This window comes from Pseudoalteromonas sp. 13-15, from assembly GCF_001468205.2.
GTDB classification, from domain to species: Bacteria; Pseudomonadota; Gammaproteobacteria; order Enterobacterales; family Alteromonadaceae; genus Pseudoalteromonas; species Pseudoalteromonas marina.
The window spans coordinates 638668-654611 of sequence record NZ_CP019162.1; the positions used below are offsets into that span (position 1 = coordinate 638668).

17 protein-coding genes are annotated in these 15944 nt (G+C 40.5%); 13 read left to right on the top strand and 4 right to left on the bottom strand.

Annotated features, from left to right (window positions below; all coding sequences use genetic code 11):
• Positions 1–10: 10 nt before the first annotated feature.
• The 5 genes from ATS72_RS03005 to serS are packed head-to-tail and all read left to right on the top strand — an operon-like array spanning position 11 to position 6155.
• Entirely contained in the window at positions 11–2509 is a 2499-nt protein-coding gene (locus ATS72_RS03005; RefSeq protein WP_058428806.1) for a DNA translocase FtsK, read from the top strand.
• Positions 2506–3132 carry an outer membrane lipoprotein chaperone LolA gene (gene lolA / locus ATS72_RS03010; protein ID WP_010556382.1) on the top strand — a complete coding sequence of 209 codons (627 nt, stop codon included), beginning with the start codon at positions 2506–2508 and terminating at the stop codon, positions 3130–3132. The genes ATS72_RS03005 and lolA overlap by 4 nt, the downstream gene beginning before the upstream one ends.
• Positions 3125–4468: a replication-associated recombination protein A gene (locus tag ATS72_RS03015; RefSeq protein ID WP_058428807.1), complete on the top strand. Its 1344-nt coding sequence runs from the start codon at positions 3125–3127 to the stop codon at positions 4466–4468. The genes lolA and ATS72_RS03015 overlap by 8 nt, the downstream gene beginning before the upstream one ends.
• Complete coding sequence (gene crcB / locus ATS72_RS03020; RefSeq protein WP_010556384.1) at positions 4461–4841, top strand: fluoride efflux transporter CrcB; 381 nt, start codon at positions 4461–4463, stop codon at positions 4839–4841. The genes ATS72_RS03015 and crcB overlap by 8 nt, the downstream gene beginning before the upstream one ends.
• 9 nt (positions 4842–4850) lie before the next feature.
• Positions 4851–6155 carry a serine--tRNA ligase gene (serS, locus tag ATS72_RS03025; RefSeq protein WP_008127231.1) on the top strand — a complete coding sequence of 435 codons (1305 nt, stop codon included), beginning with the start codon at positions 4851–4853 and terminating at the stop codon, positions 6153–6155.
• A 246-nt stretch (positions 6156–6401) separates the two neighbouring features.
• On the opposite strand, the gene ATS72_RS03030 is transcribed toward serS, so the two are convergent.
• Positions 6402–7364, bottom strand: coding sequence for an integron integrase (locus ATS72_RS03030; protein ID WP_058428808.1), 963 nt, complete (start codon positions 7362–7364; stop codon positions 6402–6404).
• A gap of 242 nt (positions 7365–7606) precedes the next feature.
• Between ATS72_RS03030 and ATS72_RS03035 the strand changes: the two genes are divergently transcribed.
• From ATS72_RS03035 to ATS72_RS18940, 6 genes are all read left to right on the top strand, one after another.
• The gene (locus tag ATS72_RS03035) at positions 7607–8017 is read left to right on the top strand and encodes a hypothetical protein (protein WP_010556390.1); all 411 of its coding nucleotides are present in this window, start codon (positions 7607–7609) and stop codon (positions 8015–8017) included.
• Between the two features lie 125 nt (positions 8018–8142).
• Positions 8143–8334: a hypothetical protein gene (locus ATS72_RS03040; RefSeq protein WP_010556391.1), complete on the top strand. Its 192-nt coding sequence runs from the start codon at positions 8143–8145 to the stop codon at positions 8332–8334.
• A gap of 156 nt (positions 8335–8490) precedes the next feature.
• Complete coding sequence (locus ATS72_RS03045) at positions 8491–8907, top strand: hypothetical protein (protein ID WP_058428809.1); 417 nt, start codon at positions 8491–8493, stop codon at positions 8905–8907.
• Between the two features lie 101 nt (positions 8908–9008).
• Entirely contained in the window at positions 9009–9299 is a 291-nt protein-coding gene (locus ATS72_RS03050) for a hypothetical protein (RefSeq protein ID WP_010556392.1), read from the top strand.
• Between the two features lie 322 nt (positions 9300–9621).
• Positions 9622–9771 (top strand): hypothetical protein, encoded by a 150-nt coding sequence (locus ATS72_RS18935; protein ID WP_010556393.1) that lies wholly within the window; start codon positions 9622–9624, stop codon positions 9769–9771.
• 63 nt (positions 9772–9834) lie between these two features.
• Positions 9835–10083: a hypothetical protein gene (locus ATS72_RS18940; RefSeq protein WP_010556394.1), complete on the top strand. Its 249-nt coding sequence runs from the start codon at positions 9835–9837 to the stop codon at positions 10081–10083.
• A 63-nt stretch (positions 10084–10146) separates the two neighbouring features.
• Here ATS72_RS18940 and ATS72_RS03060 read toward each other — a convergent pair whose 3' ends face one another.
• Positions 10147–11328 carry a PQQ-dependent sugar dehydrogenase gene (locus ATS72_RS03060; protein WP_058428810.1) on the bottom strand — a complete coding sequence of 394 codons (1182 nt, stop codon included), beginning with the start codon at positions 11326–11328 and terminating at the stop codon, positions 10147–10149.
• Between ATS72_RS03060 and ATS72_RS03065 the strand changes: the two genes are divergently transcribed.
• Positions 11313–11765 (top strand): hypothetical protein, encoded by a 453-nt coding sequence (locus ATS72_RS03065; RefSeq protein ID WP_010556396.1) that lies wholly within the window; start codon positions 11313–11315, stop codon positions 11763–11765. The genes ATS72_RS03060 and ATS72_RS03065 overlap by 16 nt on opposite strands.
• Positions 11766–11845: 80 nt before the next feature.
• Here ATS72_RS03065 and ATS72_RS03070 read toward each other — a convergent pair whose 3' ends face one another.
• Entirely contained in the window at positions 11846–13045 is a 1200-nt protein-coding gene (locus ATS72_RS03070) for an Nramp family divalent metal transporter (RefSeq protein ID WP_010556397.1), read from the bottom strand.
• 282 nt (positions 13046–13327) lie between these two features.
• The gene (locus ATS72_RS03075; RefSeq protein WP_010556398.1) at positions 13328–14590 is read right to left on the bottom strand and encodes a valine--pyruvate transaminase; all 1263 of its coding nucleotides are present in this window, start codon (positions 14588–14590) and stop codon (positions 13328–13330) included.
• Positions 14591–14825: 235 nt separating this feature from the next.
• Between ATS72_RS03075 and ATS72_RS03080 the strand changes: the two genes are divergently transcribed.
• Positions 14826–15866: an endonuclease/exonuclease/phosphatase family protein gene (locus tag ATS72_RS03080; RefSeq protein WP_058428811.1), complete on the top strand. Its 1041-nt coding sequence runs from the start codon at positions 14826–14828 to the stop codon at positions 15864–15866.
• Positions 15867–15944: the final 78 nt, after the last annotated feature.

Sequence of the window (15944 nt, forward strand, 5' to 3'; positions counted from 1 at the left end):
ATAGGAAGTTATGCGCCTAAACGGTGTGCAAAGACTATTAGAAACAGGGCTGATTATCAGTACCTTTGCTGCAATATTTATTTTATGTGCCTTAATCAGTTTTGATCCGGCAGATCCTTCGTGGTCACAAACCGGCGAATTTAGAAACGTAAAAAATATTACAGGCACAGCCGGTGCGTGGGTTGCCGATATACTGCTGCTTACTTTTGGATGGCTTGCGTATTTAGTTCCGGCGGCGATTCAGTTATTCGGCTATTTATTGTTTAAACAGCCGCACCGTATTTTACAGCTTGATTACACAACATTAGCCCTTCGCATTATAGGCTTAGCCCTGTTTGTGACCTCAGCTACGGCAATTAGCAGTATTAACTTCGACGATATTTATAATTTTTCATCAGGCGGGGTAGTGGGAGATGTCATTGCGACTGCCATGATGCCGGCGTTTAATTTTACCGGCACATCAATTTTGCTATTGTGTTTCTTTTTTGCAGGATTAACCCTTTTAACGGGCGTGTCGTGGGTTGATTTTGTAGATTACCTAGGCGATTTAATGGTTAGGTTGTATCGCTTTATTACTTCGTACATAAAAGGTTGGATAAACAGAGAACGAATTGCTGCAAACACAAATAATGACAATGCAGATGCTCAGTTTAACGACGATCTCACAGAGCAGCTTGAAGCGCCAGTAGAGGCGAAAAACAACGCACCTCAAAAAGCCATTAATAAACCGCAAACACCTTTTGCAGAGCCACAAATCAGTGACGACTACAGCCCATTTGATGAGCTTGACGATATACTCGATCAAGAAATTGGTTTTAGTGCAATAGATGATGAACCAATGGATACGGCAGCGGCACTAAACGCGCTTGATCAAAGCCAAGTTGTAGAACCTGAAAAACCAGTTACAACAGTGGTATCGCCAGCAAGGCCTATGCCTAAAGCAAAGCCTGCGTATCAGCCACCACCAACAGCAAAAGAAAAATTTGAACAACTGCTTGACCAAGAGCCGCCACCAGGCCCTTTACCGTCGCTTGATTTACTCGACAGACCCGATAAAGCTAAAAACCCAATTTCGCAAGAAGAGCTCGATGTTGTATCTCGCCTTGTAGAGACAAAACTTCTCGACTTTAACGTACAAGCTACAGTAGTTGGTGTATATCCTGGGCCTGTTGTAACGCGATTTGAGCTTGATTTAGCACCAGGTATTAAGGTGTCTAAAATTACCGGTTTATCAAAAGATTTAGCCCGCTCGCTTTCAGCTATTAGTGTACGTGTTGTTGAAGTTATTCCGGGTAAAACTTACATAGGCATAGAGCTGCCTAACAAACACCGTGAAATAGTACGCTTGTCTGAAGTAATAAATGCGCCTAAATTTGAGCAAAATCCATCACCGCTTACCATGGTGTTAGGTAAAGACATTGCAGGGCAACCTGTATGTGCCGATTTAGGTAAAATGCCACATTTATTGGTAGCTGGTACAACGGGCTCGGGTAAGTCAGTGGGCGTTAATGTAATGATATTAAGCTTACTGTATAAATCGGGCCCAGATGATGTACGTATGATCATGATTGACCCTAAAATGCTTGAACTTTCGGTTTACGAGGGGATACCGCATTTATTATGTGAAGTTGTTACCGACATGAAAGAAGCGGCTAACGCGCTGCGTTGGTGTGTAGGTGAAATGGAACGTCGTTATAAATTAATGTCGGCGTTGGGTGTGCGTAATTTAAAAGGTTACAACCAAAAAGTACTTGATGCCAAAGAAGCGGGCTACCCCATTATGGATCCACTTTTTAAAGACACAGACGGTATGAAGGACGGCCCCGACGAGCTTGAAAAACTACCAAGCATTGTTGTGGTAATTGATGAGTTTGCCGACATGATGATGATTGTTGGTAAAAAAGTAGAAGAACTTATTGCACGTATAGCGCAAAAAGCACGTGCAGCAGGGATTCACTTAGTACTTGCGACACAGCGCCCGTCAGTTGATGTAATAACAGGCTTAATTAAAGCCAATATACCAACGCGTATGGCGTTTCAGGTATCAAGTAAAATAGATTCGCGCACCATACTTGACCAGCAAGGAGCCGAAAACTTACTAGGTATGGGTGACATGCTTTATTTACCGCCAGGCACAAGCGTGCCAGAGCGTGTGCATGGCGCATTTGTAGATGACCACGAAGTACATGCAGTCGTTAACGATTGGAAAGCGCGTGCTAAGCCTAATTACATAGATGAAATTCTTAATGGCGATGCCACTGAAGATATTTTACTACCCGGTGAAGCAAGTGAAAGTGCAGATGAAGAGTCAGACCCACTTTACGACGAAGCGGTCGCATTTGTAATTGAGACAGGCAAGGTATCGGTTTCATCAGTACAACGTAAGTTACGCGTAGGCTATAACCGTGCAGCACGCTTAGTAGAACAAATGGAAACATCAGGTATCGTAAGTTCACCAGGTCATAATGGTGCTCGCGATGTATTAGTACCTAATGGAGCAAACCAATGAAAAAATTAAACAGTTTATTATTAGTATTGAGTGGCTTAATTGCCGCACCGAGTTTTGCAGACGACAGCCAAGCACTGCAAGACAAACTGGCAACACTTAAAAGCTTTAAAGCGCAGTTTGCACAAAAAGTAACAGACAAAGAAGGCCAAGCCGTAATGCAAGGCGAGGGTACAATCGCCCTTAAACAACCTATGATGATACGCTGGGAACAAACCAACCCAGACGACACCTTATTTGTATCTAATGGTGATAAAACCTATTACTTCGACAGTTTTGCTGAGCAAGTAACCATAATGAATACTCACAGCTTAATAGACTCAACGCCGTTTGTATTACTTACCTCAAAAGACCCAGCACAATGGGAAAAATACAGTGTTCAAGCAACAGAGTCTGGCTATAGTGTTACGCCAAATAAAGGCGTAGAAAGCCAAGTAGAGCAGTTAGATATTACATTTGTGGATAACCAAGCAGGCCTTGCAACATTAGTAGTGACAGATAACTCGGGCCAACTTTCATCGTTCACTTTTAACGATGCCAAAGTAAACACCGAGCTTGATGCCACAGTATTTGAATTTACACCGCCAGAAGGTGTTGAAATAGACGATCAAAGCCACGGTGAGTAATTTAGGCTTTAACTTTGGACCCGACGTACGCCCACTTGCGGCGCGAATGCGCCCAACAACGCTTGATGAATACATAGGTCAGCAGCATTTACTAAGTAGCGACAAACCTTTGCATCAAGCTATTTTTGCAGGGCGCTGCCACAGCTTAATTTTGTGGGGGCCACCAGGGGTGGGCAAAACAACCTTGGCGCAAATTATTGCAAACCACGCCGATGCCGAGCTTATACAAATGTCGGCTGTGACCGCAGGCGTAAAAGATATTCGCGACAGCGTAACGCAAGCACACGATAACCTACAAAGCCGCGGGCAACGCACCTTAATGTTTGTGGATGAAGTACACCGCTTTAACAAATCGCAGCAAGATGCATTTTTACCTCACATAGAAGACGGCACGTTTATATTTGTAGGCGCGACAACCGAAAACCCCTCATTTGCACTTAATAATGCGATTTTATCGCGTGCACGCGTTTATGTTTTAAAGTCATTACAAGAGAGCGACCTATACACAGTAATAGAGCGCGCACTTGAGCAAGATGAGCAACTAAACCAAAAAAACATTGTGATTGCCGATAACGCCAAAAAGGCGCTTTGCCAAGCAAGCGGCGGCGATGCCCGTAAAGTATTAAACCTACTTGAGCAAGCGGTTGATTTAACCACCGAGCATAACGGCACATACAACGTAGACGAGCACGTATTAAGCCAAGTACTGCCTACGCATTTGGCTAAATACGATAAAGGCGGCGATGAATTTTACGATTTAATCTCGGCTTTTCATAAATCGGTACGAGGCAGTTCACCCGATGGTGCGCTGTATTGGTATTGCCGTATTTTAGCCGGTGGCGGCGACCCACTTTATGTAGCAAGACGTTTACTTGCCATTGCCACAGAAGACATAGGTAACGCCGACCCACGGGCTATGGAAGTGGCATTAAACGCATGGGATATATTTCAGCGTGTAGGCCCAAGTGAGGGCGAACGCGCCATTGCACAAGCCACCTTATATTTGGCCAGCGCACCCAAAAGTAATGCGGTTTATATGGCGTTTAATCAAGCAAAAGCTGATGCCAAAAACGAGCCAAGTTACCCAGTGCCTGAGCATTTACGAAACGCACCAACCAACTTAATGAAAGACTTAGGCTATGGTGCTGAATACCGCTATGCGCATAACGAAGAGGGTGCCTTTGCCGCCGGTGAAAAATACTTACCCCCAGAAATGGACGGCAAGGAATATTACCTACCGAGCGATCGCGGCCTTGAGCAAAAAATTAAACAAAAACTCGATTACCTAAAAGAGCGCGACGCGCAGAGCCCACTTAAACGATACGAAAATGATTAAACTTTATATGATGATCGCCCTTGGCGGGGCTTCAGGTGCTTGTTTACGATTTTTTATTAGCGAAACCATGCTAAAACTCCTTGGTAGGGGATTCCCTTTTGGTACGTTGGCGGTTAATATTCTGGGTTCATTGTTAATGGGCGTTTTATACGGTTTGATAGATAAACAAATTATCACTGTAAGCCCCGCTAAAACCCTTATCGGTATTGGCTTTTTAGGTGCATTAACCACCTTTTCAACATTCTCAATGGACTCGTTGTTGTTGTTACAACAAGGTCACTTTATTAAAATGGCCCTCAATATCATCTTAAATGTGATGGTCTGTATTTTTATGGCTTGGCTGGGCCTTCAGCTGGTAATGCAAAAAGGTTAAAAAACTAACATGTTAGATTCTAAATATTTACGACAAGACGTTGAGCAAACTGCAGCACGCTTAGCGGCTCGTGGCTACGAGCTTGATGTTGCAAAAGTGACAGAACTTGAAGAGCAACGCAAAACATTACAAGTAAAAACGCAAGAGCTTCAAAGTCAACGTAACGCCAGTGCTAAAGCCATTGGCCAAGCAAAAGCGAAAGGCGAAGACGCACAGCCGCTATTAGACGCAGTGGCAAACTTAGGCAGCGAATTAGACGCAACTAAAAAAGCGCAAGACGAAGTACTCAACGCCATTAACGACATTGCTTTAGCAATTCCAAACTTGCCAGACGAATCAGTACCAGAAGGCGCTGATGAAGACGACAACGTTGAAATACTTACCTGGGGCACGCCTAAAAAGTACGACTTTGAAGTAAAAGATCACGTAGACGTAGGCCAAGACCTAAACGGTCTAGACTTTGAAATGGGCGTTAAAATTAGTGGCGCACGTTTTACAGTAATGCGCGGCCAAGTAGCACGTATGCACCGTGCACTAACGCAATACATGTTAGACACCCACACAGACACAAACGGCTATACAGAAATGTATGTACCGTACTTAGTAAACAGCGCAAGCCTATACGGCACAAGCCAATTACCTAAGTTTGCAGGCGACTTATTCCATACATTAGGCCTAGTAAACGACGACGGTGAACAACAAGCTGGCTTTAGCTTAATCCCTACAGCAGAAGTACCGTTGACTAACAGCGCACGCGACGAAATTTACGACGAAAGTGATTTACCGATTCGCTTAACTGCGCACACACCATGTTTTAGAAGTGAAGCGGGCAGCTACGGTCGCGATACACGTGGTTTAATTCGCCAGCACCAGTTTGATAAAGTTGAACTAGTACAACTAGTTAAACCAGAAGATTCAATGCAAGCGCTTGAAGAGCTAACAGGCCACGCAGAGCAAATTTTACAAGCATTAGAACTACCATACCGTAAAGTAATTTTATGTATGGGCGACATGGGCTTTGGCGCAGCTAAAACATACGACTTAGAAGTATGGTTACCGGCGCAAGATACCTACCGCGAAATTTCGTCTTGTTCAAATATGGTCGATTTCCAAGCGCGCCGTATGCAAGCTCGTTTTCGCCGTGAAGGTGCTAAAAAGCCAGAGTTACTACATACACTAAATGGCTCAGGTTTAGCCGTTGGCCGTACACTAGTTGCCATACTAGAAAACTACCAACAAGCTGACGGTTCAGTAGTCGTACCAGAAGTATTACGCCCATACATGGGTGGACTTGAAGTGATTGGTAAAGCTTAAAGTACTAGCTATTAGTTTTTAGCTATAAGCTCTAAGTTTTAAGTAGAAAAGCCGCTGTTTTAAACGAACAGCGGCTTTTTTGTGGGTAAAAGGTTAAAGGGAAAAGGTTCGAGGTTAAAGGTAAAAGCTGAGATATTAATTCGCAGTGAAATTCATTGTGTAAGGATCGGCTTCATACATTATCGGCGCTATTTTGTATAAGGCGTACTTTAACGCGTGACACACAATTAAAAACTTTTGCTGGTTTTATAATCTCGAAAATGGGCTTACAACACCATTGGCTCCTTGCTGTAAAACATGAGTATATATTTGGGTTGTTCGCACATCACTATGGCCTAATTGTGCCTGAACCGTACGAATATCAGCGCCACTTTGCAATAGGTGCGTTGCAAATGAATGGCGTAAGGTATGTGGTGTAACGTGTTTCCTAATTTTTGCATCGTCAGCAGCCTGTTTAACAGCGCGTTGTAATTGCTTTTCATCAATATGATGACGCCTCAGCTGCTTACTCTCAGGATCAATGCTTAATTTATGTGATGAAAATAAATATTGCCAACCTAATTGTCTGTTATGGTTTGGATATTTTTTACGTAACAAATGCGGCATGTAAGCGCCGCTATATAAAGGGTTTTTCAGATCTAATTGCAGGTAACTATCAACTAATTGTATTTGAGAACGTAATTGCGGTATGAGCTCTACTGCAAGCGTCACAACACGATTTTTACCTCCTTTGCCATCCCAAATTCGAATGCAGTTATAGTCAAAGTCAATATCGTGTACTCGTAAACGCAGTACCTCCATTAATCGCATACCACTGCCATAAAGTAGTCCACAGGGTAAATAATGCTTCGCAGAGCACACTTTAAAAAAATTATTTATTTCCTGCTGCGTTAAAACTACCGGTAGTTTAGTTGCTCGTTTGCTCTTAATAAAACCTAATGATAATGAGAGTGGCTTTTTAATCACTTCTTTAAATAAAAAGCTCAACGTATTTAAGGCTTGTGTTTGAGTATTAGGAGCAACATTTTGTTGGTTGACTAAATGATTTAAAAAAAGTTCGACCTCATTATCTCCCATCGTTGTTGGGTGCCTCATAGAGTTAAAACGAATAAACGAAGCTATCCAGTATAAATACGCTTTAATGGTACTTTTAGCATAACGCTTTAGATACATTTGTTCGGCTATCATAGTTAAAAAAGGTGATTTCATGATATGAATCTCTAGCAAAATTTAACTGTATATATAGACAGTGTATGTTGTTTTGTCCAATATTACTGATCTCAACCATTTCGGTGTATTTTCGCACTGATTAAAAATAATTTTCAGTTAACTAATTGTTTACAGGTGTTTATTTGATGGTTAAGATAAATGCATTGTAATTTATGGACATTTGTCGGTTTATAAAACGACAAATGTCGTAGACAAAATTGTTAGCAGTACAGGAAAGTTCAGTGTTAGAAATAGGTGTCGAGGAAAAATCAGGAAATTTTATTGGGAGTGTAATTCACCTTCCATCTAATGCCTTGGTCAAAAGTTCATCTAAAACAGCCGAGAAAGCCGTATCTTTGTGTTTACGAGATCTTAGTAATCAACTTTCTAAATTACAGTGGTTTTATATCCAAGTATCTGAAGGTGTAATAACTGAATTATCAATAAATGGTCTCTTTGATTTTTCTTGTTCTGCCGTGAGTGTTACCTCATTTGAGGAGTATCTAGATAGTCAAAAAGTTATGCTTTCTTCTCTCCATCAATTTAGTTTCAATAACAAAAACTATTCTGGTTATGTTTGTAATCCCAATAGCTATCAGAAACTTATCGAGAGTATTTTAAATAATTCAGAGTTTGAGTTATCGTACTGCTAACAAGGCATTCAACAGGACTAAAAACAGCGGGCTTTTCGCTTCGCTCCATTTTAGCCCACTATTTTTAGCCCGTTAATTGGGCGTTAGCAGTACAAGAATCATTTCAATTAATGGAGTATATTTTCATGGAACAGAAAAGTGGTAAGCCTCAGTTAAAAGAATCTAATGACAATCTAGATCTTATTCGGATGCAAACCGAAGTTGCACTTGTAGATTCAATGACAAAATCAAAAACATTAACAATAATGGTAGTTGTTGGTGTTCTAGCGTTTTCTGGTTTTGCGTATTTTTTATATAAAATGGCTGGTATGCAATAACTTATGGAATGTACAGCTAACAAACTGTTAAACAAGGGCAAAAAACAGTTGGTTTTTGCTCCTTCGTCGCTAATTTTAACCAACTATTTTTTGCCTGTTAACAGGGCGTTATATGTACGTTGTCGTTTTGAGGTTTAATTTAGAAAGGATGTCTTTATGTCGATGAGCTTATTCGTTGTTCTTGCACTTGATTGCAATACTTCTACTACAAAGTTAAATGAATATTCTGCTGAGCTTGGTTATTCTATCGAGTATGAAAAAAATATTGAGCTTAAGAGCCACAGCGGTTTTTTGCCAGCGAAGATTAACGGAGAAGTCGCAGGCGTTGAATCTTATTCATATCCCGTCACGAATTTACCTGATGATTTTACTTCTCAATTGCCCACCAAATTAACTAACGGGCAGGTTTATCAACTTCGTTTTGGTGGAAGAGAAAGTGAAGCTTTATCAGCCTTTACTACCGCCATCATACTAAATACTAAGTGTGAAGGTATCACGATCGACGATCAATCGGGTACAGTCCTGACAGTAGAACAGTTGACTCAAGGGCTGTCATATTTTGCTCAGATGTAAATGTACATATAACAAAACTATCAACCGGATTTGTGGAAGAGCGCCACAAACCGGTTATAGTAAGTGTTATACGTACTGCGATATAGGTGTAAATTTTGAGGATGACGAAATTCGATAGATATTTAAAAGCCTATTTCGACTTAAGTGATGAGTTTAAAAACTTGGACAATGAAACTATCCGAGAGTTAGTTAAAGGTTGGGAGCAATCACTTAAACAAATTGAGGATTTCGTTACTTCAAAAAAAGTAACAAAATCACAAATGGTATCAGGTTTGGAACAAGGGTTACGTGAGATTCCGGAGATTATCTGTGACTTACCCAGCCCAATTAAAGAACAGGCGCTATTAATGTATAATCAGGCTGTGCTTAAAACAATCCCGGAACTTGAGTAATGTACGTATAATTAAAGGTTGGGAGCAATCACTTATGAAAATACAGGGGGCAAATCTTGACTTCAGACATCAAGTCGCAATTAACTCGAAGTAACTTTAGTTTGTGCATTATTTTCCTCTTAAAGCGAAGCGCCTCTCACCCTCTTTGTTAATAAACTGGCTCTAAAAAAATTAGTTTTTGTTTTTTTAGCTTAAAAATCTCTGCCATATTTTAACTGCAAATGGGATGTAAGTGAAAAGCCACTGGCTTACTATTTATTCTGTTGTTTTGGAAGGTAACTGCAGTAAAGTGTTAGTTAATTAACCTAAATAAGGAACATTCATGGAATTAGCTAAAGCTACAAGCTTGCAATTTGAAGTATCAGAAACAGGTCATCAAATTGTTCAGGCTGAAATAAATGGGCATACAGTACGTTTAATTTTAGATACAGCGGCGGGTGCATCTGTTTTAGATAGAGCATGTATTAAATAGCTTGGAATACAAGAGGCACTAAGCGAAGAAAATGACGCAGGTTTAGGTACAACCGAACACGAAATGGGCTTAACAGACGTTGTAAAATTTGAACTGGCAGGGCAGGTGTATAAAAGTACGCAGTTTGTATCACTAGACCTAGACCATGTTCAGGCCGCTGGTGGTGGCAATTCAATACATGGGTTATTAGTCTCGCCATTTTTTAGAAAATACCAAGCCATATTAGATTTTGGTACTAATACACTGACAATTAAACTAAATGAGATAAAGGGGTCAAATCTTGACTTCAGACATCAAATTGCAAATAGCTAAAGCGTCCTAATATAACCCATTATATTTCTCTAAAAGCGGAGCGCCTCAAATCCTCTTTGTGAATTAATCAGCTTTAAACAACATCAGCTTAGCATCTTTCCCATCAGTTAATATGGCTACATTACCTTGAGTAGTTACAAATACATCTCTTAATCGTCCTGTTGCTTCTGGAAATACATGCGACTGGGTGAATTTACCATTCGCTAAATTAACGCTGTAGAGTTTTTTATCTACAAGCGTGGTGATGAGCACATGTTTTTGAAGCGAAGGGAATGCGGCGTGTTTAGAGCCATAATACGCCATACCCGATGGAGCGATTGATGGCGTCCAATCTACGCTTGGTTTTTGCATGCCTGGGTAGTCTCTAAATGGAGATATGCGCGCTTGCGAGTAATCGTCACCGTTTGTAATGACTGGCCAACCGTAATTATTTCCAGCCGTTAAATAATTTAGCTCGTCGCCACCTGCGGGGCCATGTTCGTGGCTTACAATTTGTTGCGTGTCATAGTCGTACACTAAACCTTGAAGGTTACGGTGCCCATATGAATACACTGCATGAGCTGTTGGGTTTTTGTGGTCAATAAAAGGGTTATTTTTGGGTGTTTTGCCATTTGCTGAAATGCGCAGTGTTTTGCCAAGCTGGCTAGTTACTACTTGTGCTTGCTCTCTGTAGTCAAAACCATCGCCACTTGAAAACAGTATAGTGTTATCGGGGAGAATAAGGGCGCGACCAGAGTAATGTTGTGGTGTGTCTTTATCTGTGGCTACGTTGTAAATGATGGTTGGCGTTGTAAAACGTGTACCGTTGAAGGTAGCTTTAGCTATTACGAGCCTGTTTGCATCAAGATTGCCTTGGGCGTAGGTAAAAATAACTTCTTTGGACTTAGCAAAATTAGGCGTGAGTACTATATCAAGTAAACCACCTTGACCTGCAACGTATAAACCTTCAAGTGGTAATTTTATTCTACTTTGCTCGTTATTTTTAATAACCACTACGTGGCCGTCGCGTTCGGTTATTAACCATGTGCCATCGGGCAGTTGCACCATACTCCAAGGCGAGTTTAGCTGTGTAGCGAATGTTTGCGTTGTATATTGTTTTTTAGGTAATGCATTGTTTGCATTGACGTTAAATGAGAAGAGCAGGAATAGTATAAAAAGCGAGATGCATTGTTTACCGCGCAAGCCTTTGCTACTGTATGAAAAATTATTTAGTTTAAATTGAGATAACCATGTTGTTTTTAACACGCATACTCCCTTCATTTTTAGTTGCTTGGTTACTAACGTTTACGCTTGCTAGCTTGTTTCATAGCCAATACGTTGTCAATCAATTAGTTAATGTAGGTGTAGTTGTGGAGTTTGCAGACCGTGTTAATTTAACACTCGAAGATTGGTTAGGTTTACTTCCTACGTATGGCGCTATTATTGCCCTTGCACTCACTATTGCTTTTTTAGTGACTTGGTTTATTAATAAAAAATTAAAAGCACATAGTACTGGGCTGTTTGTTATAGCGGGTATAGCCGCTTTTGCGACGGCGCTCATTGCGATTGAGTCTATTATGAATATAACCATTATTGCTGGCGCAAGAGGGTGGGGCTTTTATTTACAATTGGTTGCAGGCGCTATTGGCGGTTACGCGTTTGCAAAACTAATTAAAGTATTTGAAAACATAAAGTTAAACTAAGTGTTTTTTAAGGCTAGTTCCTTAGCTAAAGCCGCTGTTTAATGAAAACCACGGCTTTTTAAAACCCTTTTTATACTTTATTAAAAAAATAAACCAATGAGTTTGTAACTACTTAAGCCAAAAATAAGCATTAACACAGGTAGAGTAACTAGGTTTAAAATAAACGAGTTGGTAAATTTCCCCATGACCGATTTTTGATTTACTAACCACACTAAGTAAATAGTGATAACAGGAAGTAATAAACCATTAGCTGCTTGGGCAAATATTATAACTGCGACAGGGTCTAACCCAAGAGATGCTACCGCAGCACCAAATAATAAGATGATAATAGCAACGCTTTTAAAGCGAGTACTTGCCATATCGTTTGACCAACCTAACATACCACATACGGCATAGGCCCCAGCAAGCGGCGCGGTTATTGCGCTAGTTAGCCCTGCGGCAAACAACCCTATAGCAAAAAAGTAATGGGCTCCATCACCGAGCAAGGGCTCTAGTTGTACTGCCATGTTTGCTGCGCTAATTTGCCCTGCGTTTGTTCCATAAAAAGCGACCGACGCGGTAGATAAAATAGCTAATGTGATTACACCACCCAAAGTAATTGAAAGGCCAGTATCAACATTGGTTTGCTTAATTACTTTTTGTAAGTCACTTTTGCTGTCGTGCTTAGCTGCTAAAACGCCAGAGTGCAAAAACAGGTTGTACGGCACTATGGTTGTACCAACCAACGCTAAAACAGTTGTTATTGAGCCTTCGGGCAAGCTTGGCGTAAAGCCTGACAATATATCAGCCAGTGATGGTGAAGCCATGATCAATGTCGATATAAACACCAAGCTCATTAAAATCACTAATACTATAAGTGCGTTTTCTACCACTTTATGTTTGCCGCTATAAAGTAACCCGGCACTTAAAAAAGCAATTAGAGGGGTCCATATTTGCGGATTAACGTTTGGAAATATGCCAATTAATCCCATACTCGCGCCACTTAAATTACCCGCTTCGTATGCTGCACTGCCAACACCTATGGCGCTGATCACTAAAAATATGGCTAACGATTTAAATAGCGGGGTTTGAATATTTGCCCTAAGTGCTTGCGCTAAGTCTTGGCCTGTTGCAACGCCAAGGCGTGCCGCCATTGATTGCAGTAATATAGTGGCAATAACTGAAAATAGTAATGTCCAAATAAGCGCAAAACCAAAGTTTGCGCCTGCCACACTGGCTGTAGTGATTGTACCTGGCCCAATAAAGGCAGCAGTGACGAGTAATCCTGGACCTAATCGCATAATTTACCTTAATAGTGTTATTGCATGTTGCTATTTAAAGTTACACCTAACGTTTAAAACCAATAATTATACGCCAAGCCTGTTGTGTATTGCCGCCACTTAAAATAAGTGCGGTGCAGCTATAGACATTTATTTACGGGTGCTTTTATGTAAGCATATGCTAAAAAAGGTCGAGTAGGATACCAATTTATATATAAATTTAAAGGGGATAGAACGCGTTTGCATGAACTTTAAACGAGTATGAGGGTATCAATTAAACTCATAATGACACTGTATGTGTATTTACATTATGAGTGTTTTAATTGCTTCTAGGCCTTTTTTGAGCGTTGCTTCATCGGTGGCGTAATTAATACGCACGCATTGATGTTTGTGCTCCCAGCTATCTTCAATACCTATAAAAAAGTTGTGGCCAGGAATTATATACACATCTTGTTTTTTTAGTTTTTGGTAAAGCTGTTCGCTAGTTATTTTTAAATCTTTAAACCATAGCCACATAAAAAATGCGCCTTCTACCTTATGTAAATAAACCGGTAAGTCAGCAAATATTTCATCAAATAGGCTAACAGCGACCTGTGCTTTATTTTTATAAAAAGGCAAAATGGTATTTTTACACAGAGGCAGTAGTTTATTGTCTTTGATTAAGCGGGTGACTAAGCTTGGCCCAAAACTATTAGGTGATAACACCATAGCGCCATTAACGCGGCTAATTGCTTTAATAATCTCGTTATTGGCAACCACTATACCGGTGCGCAGGCCTGGTAAGCCCAGTTTTGAAAGTGACATACACAATATAATGTTTGAGTTCCAGATTAGGTTTGCATCGGTATAAATACAGCCAGGGAATGGGTCGCCATAGGCGTTATCAATAATAAGGGGGATATTGTATTGCTTTGCGAGCAAATCTAGTTGATGAACTTCATCGTCGGTGATTACGTTACCCGTTGGGTTGGTAGGGCGCGACACACATAATGCGCTTATGCTGTTGTCGTTGGCAAGTACAGCCTTAACCGCATCAAAATCAATTACATATTTAAACCGTTTAGAGCCGTTTGGTGTATTTAGTATTTCTATTTCGGGTTTAATGGCCACAAACATATCGTCAGTTAAACCTTGGTCGGCATAGCCTACGTATTCTGGCGCAAGTGGAAAAAGTACTTTTTTATGGCTGCCATCAGCCATTTTTCCTGCAAATAGGTTAAATAAAATAAAAAAGTTAGCTTGGCTACCATTTCCTAATGCAATATTGCTCGCTGTTAAATTCCACGCATATTCTTGTGTTAACTGATTGGCAAGGGCTGCTCTAAACTCATCGTTACCCGTTGGGCCATCGTAAAGGCCCATTATTTGAGCTATTTTATTATTTTTTACTAAATGATTTAGCTCGTTAATAAACGCTGTGTTTACTTGTGGCACAGAGGCGGGGTTGCCTCCGCCAAGCATCACTAAATTAGGGTTATTACTGTTTTTAGCATTACCAAGATCTTCCATTAGCTGTGTAATGCCATTGGGTTGAGTAAATTTGCTGCCAAAGTGTGAATAGTTCATAAAACCTAATACATTTAATAAATTAGGCAAAGAGTATAACGTAAAAAAACGGAGTAAATTTATAGATGAGAATAATTCACGACTTATACATACGGCCTTCCTGCGTTATAATCATTGCAGTATTAAATGTAGGTGTTTAGTTATCAATAACCCAAATAAAATAAACGACGAATCAGTTAACTTCCCCACAGAGCCTGTAATTAATAATACCGAGCTTAAAATAGCCACCTTTAATTTGTTTAACTACCTTGAACCACCTAACGCCTATTACGAATTTGAACGTATATACACCGCTGAGCAATGGGCAAGAAAACAGCGCTGGATCACCGAATACATAAACGAGCAGCAGCCCGATGTAATTGGTTTTCAGGAAATATTTAGTATTGAGTCACTTAAAGAATTAATGCTAAACCAAGGTTATAACCATTTTGCTGTAGTTGATAAACCCCATGTTATAGATGATTTTATTTTTAAGCACCCTGTTGTTGGTATTGCCTCTAAATACCCGATTATTGATGTAATAGCAGTGGAGCATGATGAGGAACTCGCATGCTCACTTGGTTTAACACAGGCGTTTTCATTTAGTCGTAAAGTACTCAGGGCCACAGTTACGTTACCTCACTTAGGAGATACAGATTGCTATGTAGTGCACTTTAAATCTAAGCGGGGCATGCTTGAGGTAGACGAACACAATAAAGCGGTAACAGCCGAGCAAAACATTGTCGATATTTTAAAAGCGAATGTAGCAGGGAGTTGGGGCTCAACAATTCAACGTGGCAGCGAAGCGACTTTACTCATGATACAAATGATCACCCGACGAGAGGCGACTCAAAACCCCATGGTATTAATGGGCGATTTTAACAACGACCTTTCTGATGGCGTACTTAACCACCTGCTAACCAATACATTAAGGTTTGCGCCCGCAATGGATGCCAAAGCCTACCTAGCTAAGTACTGTTTGTATGATTCGTGGGCATTATTTGAAAAACTAGTAATTACTGCTGATGATGCTCAACAAGCAAATAACAGTGATGGTGAAAACACTGCTCAAACAGCACGACTAACGCGTAAAGCAACTCACTACTTTGGTACAAGCAGCTCAGTGCTTGATTATATTTTACTGTCGTGCGAGTTTGACCCAAGCTACGATGATAGTTTTTTTGAAGTAAGTAACCATAATACGTACGACAGGCATTTAATTAACCCCGAATATGAGCGAGACGACTTAACCACTGACCATGGCGTTGTGTGTATTACTTTAAACCTCAGAACTTAAAAAGCCCGTTGTAAAATGGCACTTGGTAATATGTAGTTATTACAAAAGTAATTTCCAACATATTGCAAGCTACTGAAT